This window comes from Mesorhizobium sp. M0768 (assembly GCF_040320195.1).
Classification (GTDB): Bacteria; Pseudomonadota; Alphaproteobacteria; order Rhizobiales; family Rhizobiaceae; genus Mesorhizobium.
In genome coordinates this window covers 366,759-389,883 of record NZ_JAMYPD010000002.1, presented here as the reverse complement: position 1 = coordinate 389,883, position 23,125 = coordinate 366,759, and the positions used below count along the sequence as shown (strand labels likewise).

The window sequence follows — 23,125 nt, the reverse complement described above, 5'->3', positions numbered from 1 at the left end:
CCGCCAAAGCAACAGGCGAGATCGACAGGGGAACGACATGGCCGTTGCGGACGACATCGCTCTGATCAAGAAACAGGAAGCCACGCTTGTCTTTTCGGCCTTCGATGAAGCCGTCGCTTTCGAGATCGGCTCGGCGATCCGCGACCGGGCTCTCAAGGAAAACCTGCCGATCATCGTCGATATCAGAACTTTCGACCGGCCGCTGTTCTATGCGGCAATGCCCGGCTCGAACGCCTCCAATCCGGACTGGGCGCGGCGCAAGATCAACGTCGTGCGGCGGTTCCTGAAAAGCACCTACCGCATTGTGCTGGAGCAGCAGCGCCCCGACCGCAGCTTCAAGCCCGGCGAAGGGCTGGACGTTGCCGACTATGTGCTGGCCGGTGGCGGCTTTCCCATCACTGTCAAGGGCGCTGGCGTCATCGGCGTGATCGCCGTCTCCGGTCTACCGGAGCGCGAGGACCACGGAGTTGTCGTCGATACGCTGTGTAGCTACTTGGGCGTCGATAGCCAGGAGTTGGTCCTGCCGCCGGAAGCAACATCGTGACGTTGGCGCTGCCCCTCATCCGCCTGCCGGCACCTTCTCCCCGCGTAGTGACGGGGAGAAGGGCAACGCTCCAACGCTGGCGATCCCCTCTCCCCGTCTCTCTGCGGGGAGAGGGTAAGGGTGAGGGGCAGCGCAAACGCCGCAGAAGCTCGCACAGCGTCCGTGGTCGCTCAGTATGACCGCGCTCGATCCCAAGTCCTTTCTCATTTCGATCTTCAACGCCGCCGTTGCCGCCGCCGATCCCCAGAGGACGATCAAGGATCATTTGCCCGCAAGGCCGAAGGGACGGACGATCGTCATCGGTGCAGGAAAAGGCTCGGCGCAGATGGCGGCGGCTTTCGAGAAAGTGTGGGACGGGCCGATCGAAGGGCTGGTCGTCACCCGCTACGGCTATGGCGCGGCCTGCCGGCGCATCGAGATCATCGAGGCGGCGCATCCGGTGCCGGATGCCGCGGGGCTAGAAGCTTCCGGGCGGCTGCTCGAAAAGGTCCAGGGACTGAGTGCGGACGACCTCGTCGTGGCGCTCATTTCGGGCGGCGGCTCGGCGCTGCTGCCGTCACCTGCCGAAGGTCTGACGCTGGCCAATGAGATCGCCGTCAACGAGGCGCTGCTCGCCTCCGGCGCGCCGATCGCCGCAATGAACACCATCCGTAAACATGTTTCCACGATCAAGGGCGGCAGGCTGGCAGCCGCTGCCTATCCAGCCAAGGTGGTGTCGCTGGTGGTCTCCGACATTCCGGGCGATAACCCGGCGCTGGTCGCTTCCGGCCCGACCGTTCCCGATTCCGGCAGCCGCGAAGATGCATTAGCGTCGATCGCCGCCTATGACATGAAACTACCGGCTTCAGTGATGGCGCACATCAATTCGCCGGCCGCCGATGCACCGCGCGTCGATGATCCGCGTTTTTCGCGCAACGAGGTACATCTGATCGCCTCGGCCGGCGTATCGCTGGAAGCGGCTGCGGCCGAAGCCAGGTACCAAGGTATCGAAGCGGTCATTCTCTCCGATTCCATCGAGGGCGAGGCGCGTGAGGTCGGCGGCGTCCACGCTGCAATCGCGCGCGAAGTGGCGACGCGCAACCGGCCATTCGCAAAACCGGTGCTGATCCTGTCGGGCGGCGAGACGACCGTGACCTTGCGCGCGAAAGGCAAAGGCGGCCGCAACTCGGAATTCCTGCTCGCCTTCGCCATTGGGATCAGCGGCCTGGCGGGCGTCCACGCACTGGCCGCCGACACCGACGGCATAGACGGTTCGGAAGACAATGCCGGCGCCTTCGCCGACGGCTCGACAGTGTCGCGGATGCATAAGGCGGGCATCGATGCCAAGGCCATGCTTGCCGGCAACAACGCCTGGACGGCATTCAATGCCGTAGATGACCTTTTCGCACCCGGTCCGACCGGCACAAACGTCAACGATCTCCGGGCGATATTGATCAAATAGCTCAGGCGGCCATCAGCTTTTTCACCGCTCTCATATCCTGCAGGAACCGGTCGCGTTCTGCCTGCTTGTCCGCCGGCTCGCGAATGCGCAGGATGAAGGACGGGTGGATGGTGACGAAGACACGCAAGCCATCGTCGCGCTCCACGACGGCCCCACGCATCTTCATGATCGGCACCACCTTGCCAAGCAGCGCCTGCGCCGCCGTTGCGCCGAGCGCCACCGCCAGATTGGGCTTGATCAGATCGATTTCCTTGTCGAGCCACCAGCGGCAAGCCTGCACCTCGCCGGCGTTCGGCTTGGAGTGGATGCGCCGCTTGCCGCGCGGCTCGAACTTGAAATGCTTGACCGCGTTGGTGACGTAGACTTTCAGCCGATCGACGCCGGCATCGTCCAGGATCGCGTCGAACACCTTGCCCGCCGGACCGACGAAGGGCTTGCCCGCCAGGTCCTCCTGGTCGCCCGGCTGTTCGCCGACGAAGATCACCTTAGCTTTATCAGGGCCCTCACCGAACACGGTCTGCGTGGCGTCGTGCCATAGCGGACAGCGGCGGCAGATCTTGGCCGTTTCGCGCAGTTCAGGAATCGTCCTGGCGTCGATTTCTGTCGTTTCCGGAGACTTGCTTGCAGGCAAGCGTCTTGCCTGCACTTTGGCATGGTGCGGCGTCGGGGTTGTCTGCATCCTGGCGATCATGACTAAGGCGGCCTTGCTCGCTCCTGCAATCAGACACGCAATGAGCAAAGCCCGCCGAAGGTTCCGTTGAAATTATTCCGCATGGGCCTTCACCGGCGGATGGCCGACGATGTGATGCCCTACACCTCGTGCAGATAGAGGTGATAATCCAGTTCGCTGACCGTGCGCGCCACGCGCAGATATTCCGACTGCTTGATCGCCACGAACGTCCGGTGCAGGTCTTCGCCCAATGCGCCCTTGAGGAAAGTCGACGCCCTTGCCGCCTCGATCGCGGCACGCCAGTCGACCGGCATCGTCGTGCGCGTGACGGCCGATTCGTAGCCATTGCCGGTGGTTTCGGGACCGGGATCGAGGCCTTCGTCGAGGCCTTTGACGACACCGGCCAGCACCGTTGCTGCCACTAGGTAAGGATTCGCGTCGACGCCCGATGGCCGGTGCTCGATGCGGCGGTTCTTGGCATCGCCGGCCGGCACACGCAGTGCCACCGAACGGTTGTTGACGCCCCAGGTCGGCGCCACCGGCGCATAGGATTGCGAGACGAAGCGCCGCCATGAATTGGCATGCGGCGCGAAGACCAGCATCGATTCCGCCATCGTCTGGATCAGTCCGCCGAGGCCGCGCAGCAGCGGCAGCGACCAGCTTTCGCCGCCGGTTTCGGCAAAGACATTCTTGCCGGCATCGTCCAGCAGCGAGACATGAAAATGCATGCCCGAGCCGGCATATTTCTCGATCGGCTTGGCCATGAAGCAAGCGGTGACACCATGACGGCGCGCCTGCGCCCGCACCAGTCGCTTGAGCATGACGAGATCGTCGGCCGCCCGCATCACATCCTTGCGGTAGTTGAGCGTCAGCTCGTACTGGCCGGGCGCATATTCCGAGATGACCGTCTCGGCCGGGATGCCTTGCACCTTGGCTGCGGCGTAGATGTCGGAAAACAGCGGCTCCATGCCGTGCAGATGGTCGACGGAATAGACCTCCGTCTTGGCCGAGCGGCGTCCGTCAAGCACCGCGTGCGCCGGCTGCACCTTGCCTTCGGCATCGCGCTCGTTGGCGAGCAGGAAGAATTCGAGCTCGAAGGCACCGGCCGGATGCAGGCCCTTGGCCGCGAGGATGTCTACCTGGCGGGCGAGTGCCAGCCGCGGGTCGGACGACATCGGCTGGCCATCGAGATGGTACATCGCCATCAGCACCTGGCCGCGCGGCGGCTGGGTGCCGAACAGCGGCACCAGTGTGCCGGGGATCGGCCACGCCCGCAGGTCGCCGTCGCCCGTCGTCCAGATCAGCCCGGTCTCGTGAACATCCTCGCCGGTGATGTCGAGGCCGAGGATCGAGATCGGCATGTGCCGGCCCCCCTCGAAGATGCTTATCAACTCATGCCGGCGCACGATCTTGCCGCGACCGACGCCATTGGCGTCGGTCAGCACGATGTCGAACGCTTCGATCTCGGGATGAGCGTCGAGAAAGGCCTGCGCCTCGGCGGGCGTCGAGCCCGAAGGGGATGCCGTGACCAGGTTCAAACTTTGCTTGGGCGCTTGTTTCATGCCGCAAGCTTGTCTCATGCCGTAAGCTTTGCCGCAACCGCACCGAAGGCAGTGATCAGCCGGTTCACCTGGGCGGCGCTGGTCGCAGGAGAGATCAGCATCATGTTGTGGAAGGGTGCGATCAGCACGCCGCGATTGACCAGCGCGACATGGATTGCCGCCTCGAGCTCCGGCACGTGCGCAGCTTCCGCATCGCCGCCGTTCCTCAGCGGGCCCGGCGCGCAGATGAACTCGACACGGGCACCGACGCGAGCAACATGCCAGGGCAGACGATAGCGATCGATGACGGCGGTCAGCCCGGCGTCGAGCCGCCGCGCCAGATGGTCCATATGGCTGTAGTTCTCGTCGGTCATGACGTATTCGAGCGTGGCGCGCATCGCTGCGAATTGCAGCGGATTGGCCGACAGCGTTGTCCCCATGCCGGAGTAGCCGGGCTCTTTCCGGCTGATATAAGCGGCATAGCGGGCCGCAACGTCTTCGCTCATGCCCCAGACGCTCGCCGGTACGCCGCCGGCAATCGGCTTGCCCAGCACGAACAGGTCCGGCTCCAGCCCGTATTTGCTTGTATAGCCGCCGGGACCGGTCGAGATTGTATGCGTCTCGTCGATTAGAAGCAGCGTGCCGGTCGCACGGGTGAGACGCCGCAAGCCATCATGAAAGCCGGCTTCGGGCAGCACCATGCAGGAATTGGTCAGCACCGGCTCGGCGATGACGCAGGCGACATCGTTGCCCCGGAGTGCTGCGTCGAGCGCCGGCAGATCGTTGAACTCGACGACATCAGTCGCCCGCGTCAGGTCGCGGAACTCGCCGGCCAGTCCCGGTCGATTCACCGCTTTCCCGGCGACCAGCCGCACCATCGTCTCGTCGACCGAGCCATGATAGCAGCCGTTGAAGACCAGTATCTTCTCCCGGCCGGTAACGGCGCGGGCAACCCGCAGCGCGAAGCGGTTGGCATCGGTCGCCGTCGTCGCGATCTGCCAGAATGGCAAGCCGAAACGCTGCTGCAGCAGCGGCCCGATGGCGAGCGCGTTCTCGGCAGGCAGCATGTAGGTCAGGCCGCGTCCGGCCTGCCTGCGGATGGCGCGTGCGACCGGCGGCGGCGAATGACCGAACATCGAGCCGGTGTCGCCAAGGCAGAAATCGTCGAGCCGGTTGCCGTCGATATCTCTGATGATGGCGCCCCTGGCACTATCGACAAGGATCGGGAACGGCGTCGGCCAGTCGTTCATCCAATGCATCGGCACGCCGCCGAAGAAGCCGGGCAGGCCATTGCCGATTTTCGCCATCGATTTCGGCCGCGCCCGGCAGAAGACTTCTGCCTCGGTCGCGCGTAACTCGGCGATCCGGGCCGGGCCGATGCCGCCGATGGAAGTCTTTGCATGGTTCATGACGTTCATGGCGGCCCTCTCAGTCGCACATTAGACAATCGGCGGCCGCTACCGCAATTGGCCGGGCGGCTGCCCTGTGTTGGGTCAGCGGTCATTTGAATGAAATCAGGCGCTTGACCGCGAGCCGCCTTCGGGCGCCAATGGTACTTCGGCTGGAGGGCATAAGATGGTGCGGGCGATCGTCTGCGCAGCAACGTTGCTGTCGTCGGTTGGTGCGGCTCTGGCGTCCGGCGGCATCTGGTGTTCCGCCGAGGATGCAGCCGTCAAATTTCAGATCGGTGCCGGGGTCACCAGAGGCATGGGCGGGCCGACCTTCAATTTTAGCGGCGAGCTCGAGATTCTGGGCAGGCCGGCTGCCGACAGTCTGCGCAAGACGGTGTTCGAGGATCAGAACCTCACGCAATATTGGCTCGACAACAAGGAATTGCGGCTGCTCGTCTACCACGAACGGCAGGTCGAAAACGCCTACGGCTACGTCGAACTGGCGATCCTGACCAAGGCCAGCGACGAAGGCGTCTATGACGGCCGCTATTTGCTCTCAATCTATGATGGAACGGCTGAGGCCGAAAAGGACGGCAAGCAGGCTGAATTGACCGGCAAAGTATCTTGCGGAGCCGAGTAAGTAACAGGCTACGCCGAAATATCGATGACGCCGCAGTCGCCAGCAGCGCTGCCAAAGGCGACGCGGCGCTCTTCCTTGTCCCACATCATCGAAGTGACGGCGCCCTTGCCGGGCCGGCGCAACAGCACTTCCTTGGCGTCGGCGAAGCGCACCGCCATCACCATCCCGTCATCATAGCCGATAGCAACGACGTCCTGGCTCGGGTGACAGGCGACGGAGGTGACCATCGCATTGCCGCGCGTGCCGAGTTCCAGCGGCGCCTTGCCCATCGGCCCGTCCTTGCCCGAAAACGGCCAGACGATCGCCGCCGGCGCGCCGGAACTCGCCAGCCATTTGCCCTTGGCGCTCCACGACAGGCTTTTGACCTTGCCGGGGTAGCCGGACATGCGCATGTGCTTGCCGTCGGCGAGCTTCCAGCCATGTAGCGCGTTTTCCTGCATGGTGGTGACGAGGAAGCCGCCGTCCGGCGAGAAGGTGATGCCGGTGTGGGCGCCGGCCCATTCGAGCTCGACCGGCCTGCCGTCGGCGGCCGGGAAATGCAGCGTCGCGCCATTGTAGCGGGCAACGCCGAAGCGCATGCCCTTGGGCGAGAAGGCAAGCCCCTCGACTGAGCGCGGATGCGAGAATTCCCTGGTTTTACCGTCGGCAAAGCGCACATAGGCAATCTTGCCCGAAGCATAGGCAACAGCGCCTTGCGGCCCGGCGGCGACGCTGGTTATCCATTTTTTGCCTGCGGTCGCCAATTCCATTGTATTGCCGCCTGGGGTCACGGCAAAGATCCTGCCGTCCTCACCACCGGTGATCAGTCGGTCGTTTGCCGCATCATGGAAGGCGGCGAGCATTCCGTCATTGGCCTGCACCGTCTTGTGGCCGTGGTCGAGCCGATGGATTGTGCCGTCGGCCAGCGCAAAATGCGGCACGTCGCCGAGAAACACGGCGGCGAGGCAGTGGCCTTCGAGATCGAGCGGGGCGACTGTCGGCATGAGAGATCATTCCGTTCGAGATTTCTGCTGCCTCACCCTTAAGGGGTTGAGCTGCGGGTCTCAACCCGTGCTTCGGATCGTGGTGAGGAGAGACCGCCAGCGTTTAGGCTGCACTTCTCTCAGAAGGAAGAAAGGGCAGCTAAATCAAGCGGCCTGGCAGGCCTCGAAGCTTGTCTTCAGTCGCTCGGCGTCGAGTTCGCGGCCGATGAACACCAGCCGGCTCTCGTGCTTCTCGTCGTCCTTCCAGGCGCGCTGGTGGTCGCCCTCGATGATCATGTGCACACCCTGGATGACATAGCGCTCGTCATCGCCTTTCAGCGCAATGATCCCTTTCAGCCGCAGGATGTTCGGGCCTTCCATTTGGGTGACCTTCTCGATCCACGGGAAGAACTTTTTCGGGTCCATCTCGCCGCCGCGCAGCGACACCGACTGCACAGTCACGTCATGGATGTCGGAAGGGTGCGCATGATGATGCCCGTCATGATCGTGGTGATCATGGCCGTCGCGATCATGGTGATGGTGGTCATGATCATGATCATGATGGTCGTGATCGTCATGCGCCTCGAGGAAGTGCGGATCGTTCTCCAGCGCCCGGGACAGGTCGAACGCACCGCGATCGAGCACCTCGGACAGCGCCACGCTGGCGCGTGTGGTGCGGTGGATTCGTGCCGCCGGGTTGATGGCGCGGATCGTCGCCTCCACCTTGCTCAGCTCTTCGGGGGTGACCAGATCGGTCTTGTTGAGCACGACGACATCGGCAAAGGCGATCTGGTCCTCGGCCTCGCGGGAATCCTTGAGGCGCAGCGGCAAGTGCTTGGCGTCGACCAGCGCCACCACCGCATCGAGCCTGGTCTTGGAACGCACGTCGTCGTCCATGAAGAAGGTTTGCGCCACCGGCACGGGATCGGCGAGGCCTGTGGTCTCGACGACGATGGCGTCGAAGCGGCCAGGCCTGCGCATCAGGCCTTCGACGACGCGGATCAGGTCGCCGCGCACGGTGCAGCAGACGCAGCCATTGTTCATCTCGTATATTTCCTCGTCGGATTCCACAATCAGCTCGTTGTCGATGCCAATCTCGCCGAATTCATTGACGATGACGGCGTAGCGCTTGCCGTGGTTTTCCGAAAGGATGCGATTGAGCAGTGTCGTCTTGCCGGCGCCGAGATAGCCGGTGAGGACGGTTACGGGGATCTGCGTCTGTGCGTCGCTCATATTGTGCCTCGAATTAGGGATTGTCGGCTCCATATAGGATGTGTGCTCGGCTTTTGCACGAGGCAAACCGGTGGGCCAAAGAGGGGCTGGTATTGCCGAACTTTCCTCACATTACCGAACTTTCATTGGCGCCGCCTGACAGCGGGCCCTAGACAGGCGGGGTCATTTACGGAGCTGTTCGCGTTGAAGAGGCGCCAGATGTCCGACAAGTCCTTGCCACTGAGCCGTCGGCAGGCGCTCGGTCTCGTTGCGGTTACCGCTGGCGGCATATTCCTGCCCGCCGGTGCAAGGGCCGGGCAGGTTTCGCCCTATGCTAGGCTTGCTTTGTTTGAAGCCGGTGCTGGTGTCTGCACCATCACGCCCGAGGTCACAGAAGGGCCGTTCTATTTCGACCCGAAGCTCGAACGCGCCGACATCACCGAGGGCAAGAAGGGCATCGCCCTCAATGTGCGGCTGCAAATCGTCGACGCCGCCTGCCGGCCGCTTCCCGGCGCACGCGTCGATATCTGGCATTGCGATGCCCAGGGCACCTATTCCGGCTATCCCGGACAGGGCGACGGGCAGGATATCGACACGTCCGGCCAGAGCTTTCTCCGCGGCTGGCAGAGAACCGATGAAAGCGGCATCGCTTCTTTCGCCACCATCTATCCCGGCTGGTATCGCGGCCGCACCACCCACATCCATTTCAAGATCTTCCTCGACAACCGCTCGGTGATGACCGGCCAGATGTTCTTCCCCGACAGCCTCAGCGAGCAGATATTCGCCACCGTCGCGCCCTATAAAGATCGCCCCGGCAAACGCGATACATCGAACGCGCGGGACGGCATTGCGCGGCAGGCCGGGCCGCTGTCGCAGGCAGCGCTGCGGGAAATGGCGGACGCCTTTCAGGCCTTGATGGTGGTCGCGGTGAAGGCCGGTTGAGAACGCCTCGTCACGTCCCCATCCAGCCATTGCGGAAAGTCGTTTGTCATCTAACTGAAATAAACATCTGGCATTAGCCACGGCGAACACCGCGAAGCTTGCCGGCAAAGCTATTTTCCGAGCCGGAATGTTTTCGATCGTCATTGCCAACCGGCGGCCTGCTTCTATGCTGCCCGTTCCGGTTCGGCCGAGGAGGATGAGCATGGCCAAGGCGGACAAGACTGCAACAATGAGCCGGCTGCATTCGGCGGCGCGGCTGGCGCGCACGGCGCTCGCCGCCCGGCTTCTGGCGCATGGTTTCTATGCCGGCCAGGACCAGATCATGCTGGCGCTCGACCGCGAGGACGGGCAGACGCCCGGCAACCTTGCCGGCCGCCTCGGCGTGCGTCCGCCGACCATCACCAAGACCATCAACCGGCTGCAGGCGCAGGGCTTTCTGGAGAAGCGGGCCTCGTCCGCCGATGCCCGCCAGGCGCATATTTTCCTCACCGACACCGGTCGCGAAATCATCCACGCCATCGAGAAGTCGGTGAAGAAGACCGAAAAGCAGGCATTGAAGGGTCTCGACAAGAAGGACCAGAAAGCGCTGTTCAAGCTGCTTGCCCGCGTCGAGGCGAACCTGTCGAACGGCGAAATGGTGCTCCCGGATGACGAACTGGATATCGAAGACAAGATGCTTGAATAGCTCACGCGTTCGCCGCTGACGGCCGCCGCGTCAGTGCCGACCAGCGTCCCGGTGTGACGCCGAATGCCTTCTTGAAATGCCGATTGAAATGGCTTTGATCACTGAAGCCGGCTGCGATGGCGATTTGCGCCAGCGGCTCGTCGGCTTCGATCATCCGACGGGCTCGTTGAAGCCGGCGCATCAACAGGAACCGGTGCGGGCTGGTGGAGAAGGTGGCGCGGAAATGCCGCGACAGGGCATAACGGTCCAATCCGGTTATCGCCTCCAATTCATGCGAACGTACAATCCGCGCGACATTTTCCTCCAGATAGTCGCGCGCCAGGCTGGCGGCGCGCCACGCAGTTTTCGCTACCGGTTTCGCCGGCTGACCGGCGTGCCGCGCCAGGCTTTGCATAAGCTGCGTCATGAAATCGACGACAAACAGCTCGTCCAGTTCCTGATCCAGCGGCCCGAGCGCCGAAAGCAGCGTCGCGCGGAGATCGCGGTCTGTCACCACGGCATTCCCGACGAATGGCAGTGATCCGCCGCCGAGACAATCGAGCATCAGGGACGGCTCCAAATAGAGCATTCTGTATCGCAAGCCGTCTTCGGTGCCGGCACCGCCATCGTGCAGTTCGTCGGGATGAAGGACAATAATCTGGCCAGGCAGGCTCTGATGCATTTGGCCGCGATAGCGGAAGCGCTGCACGCCATAAAGCGTCACCCCGATCGCATAGGTGTCGTGGCGATGGAGATCGAAGGCATTGCCGTGGAACCGGGCCTCGATGCGTTCCATCCCGGCAGCACCTGGTGCCGGTACGATGCAGTTCTCGGCTGCATCCACGCACAAACGTCCAAGACCCTGAAAGGCTTCCCGGTCTAGGTCGTGCGGCATCGCTTCACTCGCAGCCTCGGATTGGCCCCCTTTTCGGATTGGAAACTGTCGCATGTTCGATACAAAATTTGCAATCGTGCTCAAGGATGATCTTCCCGTCTGGCAAAAGCTCAATGTCACCGCCTTTCTGACCAGCGGCATCGTCGCGCAATTTCCCGACATTATCGGCGACCCCTACCGTGATCGCGCCGGCAATATCTACAACCCGCTATCGGTCCAGCCGGTCATCGTGCTTTCGGCGGACGGCCAGACGCTTGGCGCAATCCAGCGGCGGGCGCTGGAGCGTGGTGTGACAGTATCGCTCTATGTCGAGGAAATGTTTTCGACTGGTTATGATCTGGCCAACCGTGCCGTCTTTGCCGAATTTGCGCCGGAGGATGCCAACGTGGTCGGCATCGCGCTTCGCGCCGAAAAGAAACTCGTCGACAAGATCACCAAGGGCGCCCGCATGCACGCCTGAGTCGTCGGCCACTAGGTCGGCCACTGGGAAACAAACTGAGCCTGTCGGCGGCCGTCGTTGTGCCAGACTGTTTTGGCTTGCCCGCAGGCGATAATTGCCGCATGGGTGAAGGACTGCCTTGCTTCCCGTCCGGCCTGAAATTGAATGCTCCCCCAAGACATGACGAAAGCGCGACATCGCCGGCGGCGATCCTGTGCATGCTTTCCGTCTATGTGTTTTTCACCTTCCTCGACACCAGCAGCAAGTACCTTGTCCTGGCCGGCGTCTCGGCGCTGATCGTCGCCTGGACCCGCTTCGCGGTCCATGTGCTGATCGTCGGCGTCTTTCTGCGCGGATGGCGCGAGCCGCTGCGCTTTCGTCCCGCCAACCTGCCGGCGCACATCACGCGCGGTCTGCTCCTGTTCGGATCGACGATGTTCAACATTCTGGCGCTGCGGACGCTGCAACTGGCGGAAACCACCTCGATCTACTTCTTCGGCCCGATGGTGATCACCGCGCTTGCCGGTCCGTTGCTCGGCGAATGGGCTGGCTGGCGGCGCTGGCTGGCCATCATGAGCGGCTTTGTCGGCGTCCTCATCATCACCCGGCCGGGCGTCGGCGTTTTTGGCGTCGGCCATCTCTTTGCGCTCGGCTCGATGCTATCGAACAGTTTCTACGTCATTATGACGCGCCGCATGTCGGCTACGGAAACCTCGGAAAGCCTGATCCTGTTTTCGGCGCTGGCGCCGGCCGTGCTGCTGCTGCCGACACTGCCGTTTTCGCCTTCGCTGCCGCAGGATGGCTGGCACTGGTTCATATTGCTGATGCTTGGCGTCTTCGGCGCCATCGGTCATTGGCTTCTTGTGCAGGCCTATCGCCTTGCCACCACCACGGCCCTGGCTCCCTATCCCTATTCGCAGATGATCTGGATGATCATCTCCGGCCTGATCGTCTTCAACCAGTTTCCCGATCGCTGGACGCTGGTCGGTGCCACAGTCATCGTCGCCAGCGGCCTCTACATCGTTCACCGCGAGCACCGGCTTCGCTTGCGCAACCGCGCGACGCTGGACGCGGAGGCGGAAGCGCTGGCAAAAAAACTTTGATTTGCGCGGGATCGATGGCATAAGAGCCGGCCTTTAAACAGTTTAAATTGCTTCGGGAGCGCAGGGCGCTGGCACAGAAGATCAAGCTTTCGACCATCGCGGATGCGCTCGGCGTGTCCACGGCCACGGTCTCGCTGGCCTTGCGCGACAGCCCGCTGGTCGCCGGCGGCACCCGCGATCGCATCAAGGAACATGCACGCGCCATCGGCTATATCTACAACCGCCGCGCCGCCAGCCTGCGCACCTCGCGCTCGGGCATAGTCGGCGTCGTCGTCCACGACATCATGAACCCGTTCTTTGCCGAGATATTGCGTTCGATAGAGAGCGAGCTCGACCGCAGCCGGCAAACCTTCATCCTGTCGAACCACTACGACCAGCTCGAGAAACAACGCACTTTCATCGACACGCTTCTGCAGCTCGGCGCTGACGGGGTCATCATGTCGCCGGCCATCGGCACGCCGCCCGAAGACATAATCTTGGCCGAGGAGAACGGTCTCCCGGCAGTGCTGATTGCACGCACTGTCGAAGGTGCCGACGTGCCGGTGTTTCGCGGCGACGACGCCTATGGCACCGGGCTTGCCACCAACCATCTGATCTCGCTTGGCCACAAGCGCATCGCCATGATCGGCGGTACCGACCAGACGTCGACCGGCCGCGACCGCTATCAGGGATATGTCAACGCCATGGAGGCGGCAGGGCTTGAGGTCAGGCCGTCCTGGCGCATCCCCGGCCCGCGCACCAAGCAGGCCGGCTTCGAGGCGGCCGGGCAGTTCCTGGCGCTGAAGGACAGGCCGACCGCGGCCTGCTGCTGGAACGACCTCGTCGCCATCGGCCTGATGAATGGCATTGCCCGCGCCGGGCTGGTGCCGGGCATCGACATCTCGGTTACCGGCTATGACGACCTCGAGGAAGCGGCGATCGCCACGCCGGCGCTGACTACCGTGTGGAACGGCCAGCGCGAGGTTGGCCGCCGCGCCGCCAGCGCGCTGCTCGACAAACTCAACGGACAGACGGTGCGGCCGTCGCAGGAACTGATCAAGCCGGAACTGCATGTGCGCCAGTCGACCGGCAAACCGGTGGAACGTGCATGACAAAAACCGAACAGCAAGCTGTTACCATTCTGGTGCCGGGCCAGTTCAACGACCATGCGGTCGGCCGCATCGACGGGGCGTTCAGCCGCGTCCGGATCGAACGCGCCGATCCGTCGCTGGTCACCGACGAGATGCGTCATACGGTGCGCGGCATAGCCGCCTTTGGCGGCATAAGCGCCGCGTTGATGGACGCGCTGCCAAAGCTCGAGATTATCGCCAATTTCGGCGTCGGCTATGATTCGGTCGATGTCCGCCACGCCGCACGGCGCGGCATCATGGTCACCAACACACCGGATGTGCTGACCGAAGAGGTCGCCGATACGGCGCTCGGCCTGTTGATCAATGCCGTCCGCGAACTGCCGCGCGCCGAGGCCTGGCTGCGCGACGGAAGCTGGCTGCGCAACGGCAACTATCCGCTGAGCCGGCTGACTTTGCGCGGTCGCCATGTCGGTATCTTTGGCATGGGCCGCATAGGCCTCGCCATTGCCCGCCGGCTCGACGCTTTTGGGCTGCCCATTGCCTATCACAACCGGCGCCGCGTCGAAGGCCTGTCCTATGACTATCACCCGACGCTGAAAGGTCTCGCCGAGGCGGTCGACACGCTGATCTCGGTGGCGCCCGGCGGGGCCTCGACGGAAAAGGCCGTCAATGCCGAAATTCTCTCGGCTCTTGGGCCGAACGGCGTCTTCGTCAATATCGGCCGGGGCAGCACGGTCGACGAACCAGCCCTTGCCGCCGCACTTGCCAGCGGCAGCATCGCCGCTGCCGGGCTAGACGTCTTTGCCGACGAGCCGAATGTGCCAGCGGCGTTGCTTGCCGCGCCCAACACCTCGCTTTTGCCGCATGTCGGCTCGGCGTCCGAGCATACGCGCCGCGCCATGGCCGACCTTTGCGTCGACAATCTGGTCTCGTGGTTTTCGCAGCGCAAGGCGCTGACGCCGGTGCCGGAGACGGCAAATGTCAAGGCATGGCCGTAAGCGGGCTGCCATATCTATTAACTTCAGCTTAACCCTTCGGAATCATTCTGGTCCCCTCGCAGTGTATGTCCGCCTGACAGGACATGACAGCAAGATGAAGCGCGCCTCCCTGATCTCTTCGAACCGGCGCGCTTGAAATGCGCGGAGAACCAGGATGAAGACGCTTCCTGCATTGATGGCAGTCGCTGTGCTGTTCGGCAGCGCCCAGCTGTTTTACGCCGGTAGCGGTGAAAGCCGTGCGGCCAGTGAGTCACCGCTTTCATCCGGCAACTACAGGCTGGTAGCCCATGGCAACGAGGGGTCTTGTGCGGTCAGCCGCGGCGCCGAGATTTCGCAAGGCCTGTCGCTGTTGACGGTCGCAGCAAATTGCCGCCGGGTGTTGCCCGGCGTCGAGCAGGCGAAGTTCTGGCGAGAGCAGGATGACGGCACGGTCACCTTCAGCGCCAACGGCACCGATCCGATCGTCATGTTCTCAGTCGCCGACGGCGATGGTTACGAATCCTACGCGCCGGCGCTGCCGCTGCTGACGCTGGCGTCGGTCGGGAACTAGCGAGCGCGGCAGGACTATTCCGCGGCTGCGCGCGCACCCGATTTCGCCGCCTGATGCAGGCGCACCGCATCGCCGAATGCGCGAAATATCTTTACCGAGATACTGTCCGATTTGACCCAGTATTCGGGATGCCACTGGACGCCGACAGCGAAAGCCCGTGCATCGCGCACCGAAACCGCCTCGACAGTGCCGTCGGCGGCGACCGCTTCGACCTGCAGCTTTGGGCCAAGCCGGTCGATGGCCTGGCGATGCACCGAATTGACCATGATATCGCCGGCGCCGAAGACCCCGGCCAGGCAGCTGCCGGGTTTTATCGCCACGCTCTGGCGGATGGCGAAGCGTTCGTCCTGATTGTCGCTTGCCGGCGCACGATGATCGAGCGAACCGGCGCGTTCCTGGATTTCAGTGGCCAGCGTGCCACCCAGCGCCACATTCATCTCCTGGATGCCGCGGCAGATGGCGAGCAATGGCACCCCGCGCTCCACCGCCCGGCGGATCAGCGGCAGCGTGGTGGCGTCGCGGTCGGAGTCGTAAGGACCATTGGCTTCGCTGGCGTCACCGCCATAGAGCGAGGGATGAACGTTCGATTTGGAGCCGGTGACCATGACGCCGTCGACGGCGGAAAGCAGTTCGTCGAAGTCGAGCCGGTCGCCGAAGGACGGTACCAGCAGCGGGAACACGCCTGCACCCGAAAGCGCCGCTTCGAGATATTGCTGTGGCGCGGCATGCCAGGTGTAATTGTCGAACTGGCGGACATCGGTCGATACGGCGACGAGCGGCTGGTGCATTTGGTCCGGATCCCATCGGGTGCAACGAATTATCTGCCTGCAAAATAGGCGATCCGAAGGCGCATTTCCATGGCAAGTTTCGGCGTGTCGCGTAGGCCAGTTAATCGACCTTAGACTATAGTTGCAAGATCTGCCCCAACGCCGTGAATTTCCCCGAAATGCGCCACTCAAACCGGGCTGCCGTGCTGGACTCGACTCCTTGCCTGTGTATTGTCGGCTCGAAGCCGATCCGGGCGCCGAAGTGTCCCGAATGTCGGTCAGTGGATCCAAAAGGGAGGAACTTCATGGATCGTCGTTCGTTCATCCGCAAGGCCGGCACCACCGGTTTCGGCGCTGCGGCCGCTGCCGCGACACTTGCTGCGCCGGCCATCGCCCAGTCCAATCCGAAAGTGACCTGGCGACTGGCGTCGTCCTTCCCGAAGTCGCTCGATACGATCTATGGCGGCGCCGAAGTGTTTTCCAAGATGCTGTCGGAGGCGACCGACGGCAACTTCCAGGTCCAGGTCTTCGCCTCCGGCGAACTCGTTCCCGGCCTGCAGGCCGCCGATGCCACCACAGCCGGCACGGTCGAGGCCTGCCATACCGTGGCATACTATTACTGGGGCAAGGACCCGACGTGGGCGCTGGGAGCGGCGGTTCCGTTTTCGCTCAACGCGCGCGGCATCAACGCCTGGCACTATCATGGCGGCGGCATCGATCTGTTCAACGAGTTCCTGGCGACGCAAGGTCTGTTCGGGCTGCCGGGCGGCAATACCGGCGTGCAGATGGGTGGCTGGTTCCGCAAGGAGATCAAAACGGTCGCCGACCTTTCCGGCCTCAAGATGCGTATCGGTGGTTTTGCCGGCAAAGTGGTGCAAAGGCTCGGGGTGGTTCCGCAGCAGATCGCCGGTGGCGACATTTATCCGGCGTTGGAAAAAGGTACGATCGACGCCGCCGAATGGGTCGGCCCTTACGACGACGAGAAGCTCGGCTTCTATAAGGTTGCGCCCTATTACTACTATCCCGGCTGGTGGGAAGGTGGACCGACCGTCCATCTGATGTTCAACAAGGCGAAATACGACGAACTTTCGCCGGCTTACAAGTCGCTGGTGCACACTGCCGCCCAGGCGGCCGATGCCAACATGCTGCAGAAATACGACTACCTCAACCCGGCGGCGGTGAAGCGGCTGGTTGCCGGCGGTGCCAAGTTGAGCCCGTTCAGCCAGGAGATCATGGCCGCCTGTTTCGAAAAGGCCAACGAAGTCTATGCCGAGATGGAAGCCTCGAACGCGCCGTTCAAGAAGATCTGGGATTCGATCAAGGCGTTCCGCAAGGAGCATTATCTCTGGGCGCAGGTGGCCGAGTACAACTATGACACCTTCATGATGGTCCAGCAGCGCAACAGCAAGCTCTGATCCTGTTGCTTCGCGGCGCCAGTGTTCCTTTCGGAACACTGGCGCCGTAGCGCATTCATTTGCGATCAGTCGGGCACCACCACGACCTTGACCTCGCCTGGCGCCGGCGGGTTGGCAATGATCGCCACCGCCTCGTCGAGGCTGACCTGTCGTGATATCAGCCGATCTACTTCGATCGTCCCCGAGGCGATAAGATTGGCGGCCCGGCGATGGGTAAAGGGGTTGAGGAAGGAACCCAGGACCTTCAACTCACGGAACAGCAGATCGAACGGTTCGAACGCCACTTTCATGCCTTGCGGCATCACGCCGACGACGACGACGGTGCCGCCCGCTTTGGCCAGCCGCATCGCCTGCTCAACAGTGTCTTTCACGCCGGCGCATTCGAACACCACGTCGACGCCGCCCGGCATCAAACCCGACCGGCCGACGATCGCATCGATGACATCGAAGGCGCTGGGATCGAGCGTCGCCGTTGCGCCAAATTGCTCGGCAAGAGCCCGCCGCGAGGCCTGACGGGTCGACAAGATAATGGTCGTCGCACCGGCGAGCTTTGCCAGTTGAACGGTGAGCAGGCCGATCACGCCGCCGCCGAGCACCGCGACCGACGAGCCTGGTTTGATCGCGGCAAGGTCCACGCCATGCAGGCAGCAGCCGAGCGGCTCGCAGAAAGCACCATGCGTAGGCTTCAGATCGCCTGGCAAGACGAAGGCCTGTTTCTGGGGCAGGACAAGATATTCGGCAAAGCCGCCATCGCGATGGATGCCGATGGCGCGTAGATTGCCGCAGAGATTGACCCGGCCAGCCTGACAATGCTCGCATCGGCCACAGGCAATGTTGGGATCGCCGGTGACGCGGTCGCCGACGGAAAAGCCGGATACGGCAGGTCCGACCGCCTCGACGATGCCGGAGAATTCATGCCCGAGCGTCACCGGCGGCGTGCACGGGAATTCACCATGGAAAAGATGCCTGTCGGTGCCGCAGACGCCGCACGCCTCGATGCGCACCAGCAGATCGTTCGGCCCGGCGGTCGGTTTCTCGACCTCGCACACGGCGAGGCTGCCCACTCGCTCCAACCGAACCGCCTTCATGGCTGCCGGGCCTTCCTCAGTTGAAACTCGGTGGTTGCGACAGATCGATTGCCGGCGCCGCCGGTTTCGCGGGCGGCTTTTCGTCGAAGCTCGGCGGCTGCGACAAATCCGGTGGGGAAGGTGAGGCCGGGGCAGTGCCGCCGTTGGCCGGCGGCGTGCCAAGTGGCGACAAGCCGATGCCAGGCGTTTCCGGCACCTGGTAGTTGATGGTGCCAGGATCGACGACAGTGCCTTTGTAGTGCATCACCATCTGCGGGAACGCGATGGTCAGGCCGATCATGATCACCTGGATGCAGACGAAGGGCACTGCGCCCCAATAGATCTGCCCTGTGGTGACGGGCGCGATCTGCTTGCCGGTGAGTCGGTCGAGATAGGGCACGCGCGCGGCGACCGAGCGCAGATAAAACAGCGCGAAGCCGAAGGGCGGATGCATGAAGGAGGTCTGCATGTTGACGCCCAAAAGCACGCCAAACCAGATCAGGTCGATGCCGAGTTTGTCAGCCGCTGGCGCCAAAAGCGGCACGATGATGAAGGCAAGCTCGAAAAAGTCGAGGAAGAAGGCGAGCACGAAGACGAGGATGTTGACGCCAATCAGGAAACCGACTTCACCGCCCGGCAGCGACGTCAACAGGTGCTCGACCCAGATGTGGCCATTGACGCCGTAGAAGGTCAGCGAGAACACCCGCGCGCCGATCAGGATGAACAGAACGAAGGACGACAGCCTGGTCGTCGAGGCCAGCGCCTGCTTGACCACGTCGAGCGACAGCCGCCCCTTCACCGCCGCCATTGCAAGCGCGCCGACGGCGCCCATGGCGCCGCCTTCCGTCGGCGTGGCGATGCCAAGGAAGATGGTGCCCAGCACCAGGAAGATCAGCGCCAGCGGCGGGATCAGTACGATGATCACCTGCTGTGCCAGTCTGGACATCAGGTTGATCTTCAGGCGCTGGTCGACGATCGCCACGACATAGATGAAGATGACGCCAGTAGTGGCGCCGAGGATATCGGCGTTGCCGCCATGGTTCGGTGCGAGGTAGCGATACGCCGCATAGGAAACAACCACCGCCGCCAGCAGCGCCGCCAGCAGCGACAGCACACCGTGGCCGAGCGTGCGGGCCTCAAGCGGCAGTGCCGGCATCGACTTCGGCCGAAAGATCGACATGAGCAGGATGTAGAGCATGTAGATGCCGGTCAAAATGAGCCCGGGGATCAGCGCCCCCTTGTACATATCGCCGACCGAGCGGCCGAGCTGGTCGGCCAGGACGATCAGCACCAGTGACGGCGGGATGATCTGGGCGAGCGTCCCGGACGCGGCAATGACGCCGGATGCCAGCCGCCGGTCGTAGCCGTAGCGCAGCATGATCGGCAGCGAAATCAGACCCATGGCAATGACGGAAGCCGCCACCACGCCGGTCGTCGCGGCAAGCAGCGCGCCGACGAAAATCACGGCATAGGCAAGGCCACCACGGACCGGTCCGAACAGCTGGCCGATCGTGTCGAGCAGGTCTTCGGCCATGCCGGATCGTTCGAGCACGATGCCCATGAAGGTGAAGAACGGGATCGCCAGCAGCGTATCGTTCGACATCACCCGGCTGCCATAGAAATTATCCGGCAACGCGTGCAGCAACGGCCAGGCGAGATTGATCGAGCCGCCCGAATAGGGCGACAGAAGCACGCCGATGAAGAAGAACATCAGGCCGTTGGCGGCGAGCGAGAAGGCGACGGGGTAGCCGATCAGCAGGAAGACGACCAGCGAGGCGAACATGATCGGCGCCATGTTCTGGGCGATGAACTCGATCACGAGCGCACCTCTTCGGCGAGCGCCTTGGCTTCGAGTTCGGCCTGCTCATGCGCCGATATGAACGGAGTGGGATCGTCCATCTGACCGCGCATGATGGCGATTTTCTTGATGATTTCGGAAATGCCCTGCAGCGCGAGCAGAAAAAAGCCGACCAGCAAAATCGCCTTCGCCGGCCAGATGATCAGCCCGCCGGAATTGTTCGACATCTCCCCGCTGCGATACGACAGCGACACATAGGGAACGAAATAGACCACCATCAACGTCACGAACGGCATCAGGAAGAAGACGTGACCGAAAAGGTCGATCCAGTGCTGCACGCGGCGCGAGAACATGCCGTAGACGATATCGATGCGGATATGGTCGTTCTGCTTCAGCGTGTAGGCGGCGGCCAGCATGAAGGCGGCGCCGAACAGATACCATTGCAATTCCAGCCAGGCGTTCGAGGACATGTCGAACACCTTGCGGATGACGGCGTTGGCGGCGCTTACCAGGATCGCCAGCAGGATCAGCCACGAAACCCATTTGCCGATGAATTCGTTCAAACGGTCAATGGTTCTGGAAAGAGCGAGAAGCCCTGCCATGCATTCCTCCCTTGTGTCAGAGCGCGGCGGTTCCCTGTCCGTCGTGTCGCTGTGGACCAACGGTATGCAGTGCGTGGTCCGGCTGGTCAACACGGGATAGCCCGCATAAACACAGTTGTGAGATGACGGGCGGCAAAATGCTGCCGCGTCCTTTGCATGTCCAAGGACATGCGGCGCTTTCATCCAAGCAAAGTCGGGTGCGGCTCAGGCGATCTTCTGTTGGTCGCGGCCGGCGCCGATCAGCACAAGCATGGCGACGAGGAACAGGTACATCCAGCCGTCCCGCCATTCGAGCGGGAAATAGCCGGCCCATAGCGATTCGGCCATGCCGAAAGCGGCGGCACCCAGTGCCGCCCGCAAAGGCGAGAGATAGCCGCCCACTGCGGTCACGAACAGGATCTTCAACCCGTAGACCAACCCTGTGCCGAAGCTGATGTTACCGTAGTAGAAGGCGGCGAGCACGCCGGCCAGTGCCGCGCAAAGGCCGCCGAAAAGCACCGCGTGCCGAAACACCGCACGGACATCGACGCCGCACATCGCAGCCGCCTTGGGATCGTCGGATACGGCGCGCCAGCTCCGGCCGAAGCTCGAATATGCGAAGCCCCAAGCAGCCAGCGCTATGGCCGCCAGTACGGCGGCGCAATCGAGCAATTGGATCAGCGTCAACGTCGCCTTGAAGCTGGCATTCTGCGCGAAGACGATGGTCTGGGCCAGCATTGGCGGCAACCATAGGTCATGGGTATCGGCGGCGATGCGGCTGGCTTCCGACAAGACCAGCAATATGCCGAGCGTCGTCACCACGATGGCGTTGGGCGAGCGGTCGGCCAGCGGTTCGAAGATACTTCGCGACAGGACATGGCTGAGCAGCGCCGCATAAAGGAATGCCGCAGCTACGCCGAGCGCGACCGATGCAAACAGCGTCAGCCACAGCGCCTGATAGCCGAACGCCGCGGTGAGGATCATCGTATGCCCGCAAAAGGCGAACAGCGCGCCATAGGCAAGATTGGTACGGTGCAGGATGCCGTTGGTCAGCACGTAGCCGAAGGCAAGCAATGCGTAGAGCGCGCCCGAATGCAGCCCGTTCAGAACCTGCTGGAAGAAATAGAGCATGCAAGACCCTCTATGCATGCCCCGCAATCGGGGCAGAGGTTTGGGACGAACGATATTCTCAGTACGGCGGTCGCCTCAGTGACAAGCGTTGCACCCGGAATCTAACTTGTCAAACGCGAGTTATCAGTTAGATTCGCCATATGACAGTATCCTGGACTCCGCACCGCTTTACCGGTGGCATGCTGGCGCTCGATACGGCGAACACCGTCGTTTTGCGGAACGATCCGGAGAAAACTTTCGACCGTTTCGACGATCCGGCCGAGATCGCCCGCTTTGCCGAAGCCGCGAGTGCCTTTCGCGTCGCCGAGCTCGGCGGCAGGCGGCTCGTAGCGCCGGCGCCTGAAAAGATCGCACCGGTGGTGCTGTCGATCCGGGAGACGACCGATCGGCTGTTTCGCGGCGCGGTATCGAAAGGTGCGATCGCGACCGGCGATATGCCGAAATTCTTGGAAGCCTGCGCCGATGGCCTCGCTCATAGCCGCACCGAAATCGGCACGCCTGGAAAACCGTTCGGTGATCCGGCGACGCCGATTGCCTTCGAGGCCGCGCTTGCGGTCTCGGCGCTGTCGCTGCTGCGTAGCGACACCATCGCCAGGCTGCGGATATGTCCGAACTGCAGCTGGCTGTTTGTCGACAAAAGCCGCAATTCCAGCCGCCTCTGGTGCGACATGGCGGTGTGCGGCAACCGCCAGAAGGCAAACCGACACTATCGCCGCCGGACCGCGGCCAGGGAGGTCACCAATGTCTAGAAGATTCTCACGCGCGATGATTGTCGTCGCGACGTTGTTCGCGGCGGCCGCGCTCGGCGCCTGCCGTGATTCCGGCAAGGACCAGCTGTTCGCCATTTCCGGGAAGCTGTTCGAGTTCAACTACCGGCTGGGTATCGCCACCTATGTCATCACCCTCAATCCGCTGCGGCCGGTGGGTGAGGGGCAGGTCGCTGTGGTCTCCTTCCAGAACCCGGCCGGTGGTGATCCGATCATCGTCACCCAGAAAATATGGCCGAAGTTGCCGCATGTGACGCTCACCAGCCCGCCGCTTACCTGCGTTGTCAAGGACAAGCCCTATGCGGTGTCGATCCGCATCGAGGATTCCAGCGGCAAGTTGCTGCAGAGTTTCGCGACCACTCTGACGTCCTCGCTCGACCAGTCGGTCCTGCCCGACCGGCCTCTGGTGGTCGGGCCAGTCTACGAGCTCAACAAGGACTTGGCCGGCCATGTCGACGGCAAGCTGCCCGGTGAACCGAAGCCCAGTTGCCCAAAGGCTGCATGATGCATCACCAGCGGCACTGACCGCCGCCGGAA

The 23,125-nt window shown here is 62.8% G+C and carries 24 protein-coding genes; 13 read left to right on the top strand and 11 right to left on the bottom strand.

From position 1 onward, the window contains the following. The first annotated feature begins 37 nt into the window (after positions 1 to 37). Positions 38 to 544: a heme-degrading domain-containing protein gene (locus tag NKI08_RS04100; protein ID WP_352697149.1), complete on the top strand. Its 507-nt coding sequence runs from the start codon at positions 38 to 40 to the stop codon at positions 542 to 544. A gap of 175 nt (positions 545 to 719) precedes the next feature. Further along, the gene (locus NKI08_RS04095) at positions 720 to 1,985 is read left to right on the top strand and encodes a glycerate kinase type-2 family protein (RefSeq protein WP_352767334.1); all 1,266 of its coding nucleotides are present in this window, start codon (positions 720 to 722) and stop codon (positions 1,983 to 1,985) included. A 1-nt stretch (position 1,986) separates the two neighbouring features. Here NKI08_RS04095 and NKI08_RS04090 read toward each other — a convergent pair whose 3' ends face one another. From NKI08_RS04090 to NKI08_RS04080, 3 genes are all read right to left on the bottom strand, one after another. After that, a complete protein-coding gene (locus tag NKI08_RS04090) occupies positions 1,987 to 2,709 on the bottom strand; it encodes a UdgX family uracil-DNA binding protein (RefSeq protein ID WP_280952098.1) in 723 nt (240 codons plus the stop codon). 86 nt (positions 2,710 to 2,795) lie between these two features. Beyond that, positions 2,796 to 4,217: a glutamine synthetase family protein gene (locus tag NKI08_RS04085; RefSeq protein ID WP_352767333.1), complete on the bottom strand. Its 1,422-nt coding sequence runs from the start codon at positions 4,215 to 4,217 to the stop codon at positions 2,796 to 2,798. Positions 4,218 to 4,231: 14 nt separating this feature from the next. Beyond that, entirely contained in the window at positions 4,232 to 5,614 is a 1,383-nt protein-coding gene (locus NKI08_RS04080) for an aspartate aminotransferase family protein (RefSeq protein ID WP_352767332.1), read from the bottom strand. A gap of 157 nt (positions 5,615 to 5,771) precedes the next feature. Between NKI08_RS04080 and NKI08_RS04075 the strand changes: the two genes are divergently transcribed. Continuing rightward, a complete protein-coding gene (locus NKI08_RS04075) occupies positions 5,772 to 6,227 on the top strand; it encodes a hypothetical protein (RefSeq protein WP_352767331.1) in 456 nt (151 codons plus the stop codon). An 8-nt stretch (positions 6,228 to 6,235) separates the two neighbouring features. Here NKI08_RS04075 and NKI08_RS04070 read toward each other — a convergent pair whose 3' ends face one another. Both NKI08_RS04070 and NKI08_RS04065 read right to left on the bottom strand, forming a co-directional pair. After that, positions 6,236 to 7,210: a WD40 repeat domain-containing protein gene (locus tag NKI08_RS04070; protein WP_352767329.1), complete on the bottom strand. Its 975-nt coding sequence runs from the start codon at positions 7,208 to 7,210 to the stop codon at positions 6,236 to 6,238. A gap of 144 nt (positions 7,211 to 7,354) precedes the next feature. After that, a complete protein-coding gene (locus tag NKI08_RS04065) occupies positions 7,355 to 8,422 on the bottom strand; it encodes a CobW family GTP-binding protein (RefSeq protein WP_352767327.1) in 1,068 nt (355 codons plus the stop codon). A 198-nt stretch (positions 8,423 to 8,620) separates the two neighbouring features. Between NKI08_RS04065 and NKI08_RS04060 the strand changes: the two genes are divergently transcribed. Further along, on the top strand, positions 8,621 to 9,343 hold the full coding sequence (locus NKI08_RS04060) for an intradiol ring-cleavage dioxygenase (RefSeq protein WP_352767325.1): 723 nt from the start codon (positions 8,621 to 8,623) through the stop codon (positions 9,341 to 9,343). Between the two features lie 202 nt (positions 9,344 to 9,545). Then, on the top strand, positions 9,546 to 10,028 hold the full coding sequence (locus tag NKI08_RS04055; RefSeq protein ID WP_254816029.1) for a MarR family winged helix-turn-helix transcriptional regulator: 483 nt from the start codon (positions 9,546 to 9,548) through the stop codon (positions 10,026 to 10,028). Position 10,029: 1 nt separating this feature from the next. On the opposite strand, the gene NKI08_RS04050 is transcribed toward NKI08_RS04055, so the two are convergent. Beyond that, the gene (locus tag NKI08_RS04050; protein WP_352767323.1) at positions 10,030 to 10,902 is read right to left on the bottom strand and encodes an AraC family transcriptional regulator; all 873 of its coding nucleotides are present in this window, start codon (positions 10,900 to 10,902) and stop codon (positions 10,030 to 10,032) included. A gap of 52 nt (positions 10,903 to 10,954) precedes the next feature. Between NKI08_RS04050 and NKI08_RS04045 the strand changes: the two genes are divergently transcribed. The 5 genes from NKI08_RS04045 to NKI08_RS04025 all read left to right on the top strand — a co-directional run bounded on the left by NKI08_RS04045 (position 10,955) and on the right by NKI08_RS04025 (position 15,062). After that, on the top strand, positions 10,955 to 11,362 hold the full coding sequence (locus NKI08_RS04045; protein ID WP_352767321.1) for a DUF2000 family protein: 408 nt from the start codon (positions 10,955 to 10,957) through the stop codon (positions 11,360 to 11,362). Between the two features lie 197 nt (positions 11,363 to 11,559). Continuing rightward, a complete protein-coding gene (locus NKI08_RS04040; protein WP_352767319.1) occupies positions 11,560 to 12,444 on the top strand; it encodes a DMT family transporter in 885 nt (294 codons plus the stop codon). Positions 12,445 to 12,512: 68 nt separating this feature from the next. Beyond that, the gene (locus NKI08_RS04035) at positions 12,513 to 13,535 is read left to right on the top strand and encodes a LacI family DNA-binding transcriptional regulator (protein ID WP_352540495.1); all 1,023 of its coding nucleotides are present in this window, start codon (positions 12,513 to 12,515) and stop codon (positions 13,533 to 13,535) included. Further along, positions 13,532 to 14,512 carry a 2-hydroxyacid dehydrogenase gene (locus NKI08_RS04030; RefSeq protein WP_352767317.1) on the top strand — a complete coding sequence of 327 codons (981 nt, stop codon included), beginning with the start codon at positions 13,532 to 13,534 and terminating at the stop codon, positions 14,510 to 14,512. Before NKI08_RS04035 ends, NKI08_RS04030 begins: the two co-directional genes overlap by 4 nt. Before the next feature lie 154 nt (positions 14,513 to 14,666). Continuing rightward, positions 14,667 to 15,062, top strand: coding sequence for a hypothetical protein (locus NKI08_RS04025; RefSeq protein ID WP_352767315.1), 396 nt, complete (start codon positions 14,667 to 14,669; stop codon positions 15,060 to 15,062). Positions 15,063 to 15,076: 14 nt separating this feature from the next. On the opposite strand, the gene NKI08_RS04020 is transcribed toward NKI08_RS04025, so the two are convergent. Then, entirely contained in the window at positions 15,077 to 15,850 is a 774-nt protein-coding gene (locus tag NKI08_RS04020) for a gamma-glutamyl-gamma-aminobutyrate hydrolase family protein (RefSeq protein WP_352767313.1), read from the bottom strand. A gap of 284 nt (positions 15,851 to 16,134) precedes the next feature. Between NKI08_RS04020 and NKI08_RS04015 the strand changes: the two genes are divergently transcribed. Then, entirely contained in the window at positions 16,135 to 17,244 is a 1,110-nt protein-coding gene (locus NKI08_RS04015; protein ID WP_352469878.1) for a TRAP transporter substrate-binding protein, read from the top strand. 65 nt (positions 17,245 to 17,309) lie between these two features. Here the strand turns inward: NKI08_RS04015 and NKI08_RS04010 are convergent, their stop codons facing one another. The 4 genes from NKI08_RS04010 to NKI08_RS03995 all read right to left on the bottom strand — a co-directional run bounded on the left by NKI08_RS04010 (position 17,310) and on the right by NKI08_RS03995 (position 21,821). After that, the gene (locus tag NKI08_RS04010; protein WP_352540377.1) at positions 17,310 to 18,332 is read right to left on the bottom strand and encodes a zinc-dependent alcohol dehydrogenase family protein; all 1,023 of its coding nucleotides are present in this window, start codon (positions 18,330 to 18,332) and stop codon (positions 17,310 to 17,312) included. Between the two features lie 16 nt (positions 18,333 to 18,348). After that, entirely contained in the window at positions 18,349 to 20,127 is a 1,779-nt protein-coding gene (locus NKI08_RS04005) for a TRAP transporter large permease (RefSeq protein ID WP_352767436.1), read from the bottom strand. After that, positions 20,127 to 20,711, bottom strand: coding sequence for a TRAP transporter small permease subunit (locus NKI08_RS04000; RefSeq protein WP_352452211.1), 585 nt, complete (start codon positions 20,709 to 20,711; stop codon positions 20,127 to 20,129). Before NKI08_RS04000 ends, NKI08_RS04005 begins: the two co-directional genes overlap by 1 nt. A gap of 204 nt (positions 20,712 to 20,915) precedes the next feature. Continuing rightward, positions 20,916 to 21,821, bottom strand: a complete 906-nt coding sequence (locus NKI08_RS03995; protein ID WP_352469880.1) for a branched-chain amino acid ABC transporter permease — start codon at positions 21,819 to 21,821, stop codon at positions 20,916 to 20,918. Positions 21,822 to 21,961: 140 nt separating this feature from the next. Here NKI08_RS03995 and NKI08_RS03990 point away from each other — a divergent pair, with 140 nt between their 5' ends. Both NKI08_RS03990 and NKI08_RS03985 read left to right on the top strand, forming a co-directional pair. Then, positions 21,962 to 22,570: a CGNR zinc finger domain-containing protein gene (locus NKI08_RS03990; protein WP_352767310.1), complete on the top strand. Its 609-nt coding sequence runs from the start codon at positions 21,962 to 21,964 to the stop codon at positions 22,568 to 22,570. Beyond that, positions 22,563 to 23,093 carry a hypothetical protein gene (locus tag NKI08_RS03985; RefSeq protein ID WP_352767308.1) on the top strand — a complete coding sequence of 177 codons (531 nt, stop codon included), beginning with the start codon at positions 22,563 to 22,565 and terminating at the stop codon, positions 23,091 to 23,093. The genes NKI08_RS03990 and NKI08_RS03985 overlap by 8 nt, the downstream gene beginning before the upstream one ends. Positions 23,094 to 23,125 lie beyond the last annotated feature (32 nt).